This window comes from Microcystis aeruginosa LEGE 91341 (assembly GCF_015206885.1).
Lineage (GTDB): Bacteria > Cyanobacteriota > Cyanobacteriia > Cyanobacteriales > Microcystaceae > Microcystis > Microcystis aeruginosa_H.
Window position 1 is genome coordinate 1 of record NZ_JADEXY010000238.1, and the last position, 2,735, is coordinate 2,735.

Sequence of the window (2,735 nt, forward strand, 5' to 3'; positions counted from 1 at the left end):
ACCATAACCACGCCTGCGTGATGCGTCGGGTGTTAGAAATGGGTTTACCGACCTTACCCGTGGGAATTCGGGCTATTTGTCGAGAAGAAGCGGAATTAATCGCTAAACAGCAGATTCCCGTGATTTGCGATCGAGATATCGCCGGGGATGCGGAGTTATGCTGCTTTCGCCAACACAACTGTGCATACCTCGTAATCGGCAAGCTCACCCTTTAAGGGGCGTGGGGCGCATTCATCAAGCAGGATTCGCATAGGCTGTCAACATTTTCTTTGCTAATTCAAGGGCTGAGATCGCCTGTTCCCGACTGACACTGGGAAAATGGTCTAGAAATACCTCTAATGAATCACCAGCCTCAAGATAATCAAGTAGGGTTCTCATCGGCACACGAGTTCCTACAAAAACAGGGGTTCCCCCTAGAATGTCGGGATCACTGTGAACAACACGGGATATTAATGCCATAGCAAATATATCCAACTGGCTACTAGCTTTTATAGTCATTGTATCCTAAAGTCATTTAAACTAAACTTAGTTTGTGGACTTAGTTTTTTAAGAGCATGGAAACTGTAAACATTCATCAAGCTAAAACAAACCTTTCTCGGCTATTGTCCCGTGTGGAACTCGGAGAGGAAATCGTTATTTCAAACCGAGGTATTCCAATTGCTAAACTTGTTCCATTTCGGACATCTTTAGATCGACGGTCTAGTTTAGGACAAGATCGAGGGATGTTTACCGTACCAGATGATTTTAATGCCCCTTTACCAGAAGATATTTTGGTAGCATTTGAGGGTGGTGCGGAGTGAGACTTTTACTGGATACACAATGCTGGCTGTGGTGGTTTGCCCAACCAGACAAGTTAAGTGAGAATGTAATTGAACAAATTGCCAACGAAAGCAATGAAGTGTGGTTTTCTGTTGCCAGTGTTTGGGAGATGGGAATTAAAGTCTCAATCGGTAAATTACCACTGCCAGAGCAAATAGATAATTATGTCTCTACTCGAATGACCCAACTAGGGGCTAGATCGTTAGAAATAACTGCTGCTCATGCTTTGCGGGCGGCTGCATTGCCTTTACATCATCGTGATCCCTTTGACCGAATGCTGATTGCACAAGCTCAGGTAGAAGATATGACACTTGTGAGTGCGGATTCAACATTTAATCAATATGAAGTGTCTTTGCTTTGGGCAGCTAGTTCTTAGTCATAAACACAGAATTTCACCTGCCTTCTAGATATTCGTGAACCAAATTATGTGTAGTTGCAATTATTAACTCGCACATTTTTGCAACTAATTGACTGTCATTTCTGGAAGACTCCAAAGTGACTTGACACTGACCTGCACAAGAGCCTTCAATTTCACAACCTTTGCAGAAATCGTTCTTACAGCTTCAATCAATGTGCATGGTGCGTTCCCCAAAAATCGATCAGTGGAGCGGTAGAAGTTGCATTAGGGAACGCACCCTTCCGATACAATTGCGTTATTCTCAAATTCCTTTGCGTTTAATAGTTCAGTTATTCATTTTCTTGAAAAATATCCCCATCGTATTCAATTTTAGCAAATTCGTTTTCTTCTTCTTCAAAAGAGTCTAGCTTCTCTCTAACTTCAGAAAATAAATCCTCCGATTCAGACGATTCTTGTAGTTGCTCATCAATCAAATCTACTCTAGGTAGGATGACATGAAACTCTTTTTTCCATTTAGAAATTAAATGTTCATTCCAGTTAACATCAGGACTAATTTCCTCTTTGGTCTTTTTTATTAGCTCTCTTACACCATCAGAGGTATCAGATAATATTATTTTGACAAGTTCTACACATTTATCGGCTCCAGAACCTTTAGTAAGAATGCTCAGATTTTCATTAGGCTGCACTATGATATTAGACCAGTGTGGTTGGTTTCTTTGAAAAAAACCTTCTTGATCCATTTTCTTAATACTATCTGAGATAGCGCTAAGAGTGGCGGTAATCCGATACTCTTTTCTTACTCTAAGTAAATATCTCGAAACTGCAAAAAAGAGTATTTTTTGTCCCAAAACTGTGTATAAAATACTGGATTGCCGTAACCTTTTTATCGATGCTTTCTGGCGAGGTTTCAGCTGCGGTTGATCTGGTTGAATCGGCACATCTACATCTAAATAATTTAGCTGTGATATCCAATCCTTAAATGGTTGAAGTTCGTTAAAAAACCAATTAAGTACAGCTTTTGTGCCTATTTGTGACAAATTAGGATGAGAATCATAGTAATCTTTTAAAGCCATTTGTCGCTCATTAGGTGAATTAAATGATTTTTTTAAAGCTTGCGGGGAGTCTTTTAAAATTTCCATAGTACATTCACTAATTAAATTTAGTGTAGTTAGATAAGGATCTGCTTGATTTAAACTGTTTGTAGAAGACCATTTAACATATTTGTCTTCAAGCACTTTTTCTTCCAAAATTTTTCTGGGAATTAATGCTGATATTTTACTGTCATCTAGCAATAATTGAGTTTGTTTATCAATAGATTTTGCAGTTTTGTTTATAACTGTAAAAATATTACGAGTCGCTTTGATAATATCATCTCTAATAGCAGAAACGTTGAATCCTGTAATAAAACTTTACATTGACAAGCATAATACTCCTATAACATCAAATTTTAAGTTGAATAGACAATCCTCCGGAACCAGTGTACATAGCTAATATGTTGACACATGAAACTCTGTAAATAGCGCAGTTTGTCTAATAAGCTTTTCCCAAATCCTTCTTC

4 protein-coding genes and 2 pseudogenes are annotated in these 2,735 nt (G+C 38.5%); 3 read left to right on the plus strand and 3 right to left on the minus strand.

Going from position 1 to position 2,735, the window contains the following annotated elements; genetic code table 11:
- A pseudogene (locus IQ234_RS20465) lies at window positions 1-149 on the plus strand (arginase); the annotation flags it as partial.
- 85 nt (window positions 150-234) lie between these two features.
- Here the strand turns inward: IQ234_RS20465 and IQ234_RS20470 are convergent.
- Window positions 235-498, minus strand: a complete 264-nt coding sequence (locus IQ234_RS20470; protein ID WP_193958423.1) for a DUF433 domain-containing protein — start codon at window positions 496-498, stop codon at window positions 235-237.
- Between the two features lie 56 nt (window positions 499-554).
- On the opposite strand from IQ234_RS20470, the gene IQ234_RS20475 reads away from it, so the two are divergent.
- Both IQ234_RS20475 and IQ234_RS20480 read left to right on the plus strand, forming a co-directional pair.
- On the plus strand, window positions 555-800 hold the full coding sequence (locus IQ234_RS20475; RefSeq protein ID WP_008201147.1) for a type II toxin-antitoxin system Phd/YefM family antitoxin: 246 nt from the start codon (window positions 555-557) through the stop codon (window positions 798-800).
- Window positions 797-1,195, plus strand: coding sequence for a type II toxin-antitoxin system VapC family toxin (locus IQ234_RS20480; protein ID WP_193958424.1), 399 nt, complete (start codon window positions 797-799; stop codon window positions 1,193-1,195). Before IQ234_RS20475 ends, IQ234_RS20480 begins: the two co-directional genes overlap by 4 nt.
- A gap of 311 nt (window positions 1,196-1,506) precedes the next feature.
- On the opposite strand, the gene IQ234_RS20485 is transcribed toward IQ234_RS20480, so the two are convergent.
- A complete protein-coding gene (locus tag IQ234_RS20485; RefSeq protein WP_416209689.1) occupies window positions 1,507-2,424 on the minus strand; it encodes a hypothetical protein in 918 nt (305 codons plus the stop codon).
- A 200-nt stretch (window positions 2,425-2,624) separates the two neighbouring features.
- Window positions 2,625-2,735 (minus strand): annotated as a pseudogene (locus tag IQ234_RS21450) (IS4 family transposase); the annotation flags it as partial.

Excerpts from the sequence above, each read along its gene's own strand:
- IQ234_RS20475 (WP_008201147.1), top strand. The coding sequence starts at position 555 with ATGGAAACTGTAAACATTCATCAAGCTAAAACAAACCTTTCTCGGCTA.
- IQ234_RS20470 (WP_193958423.1), bottom strand. The coding sequence starts at position 498 with ATGACTATAAAAGCTAGTAGCCAGTTGGATATATTTGCTATGGCATTA.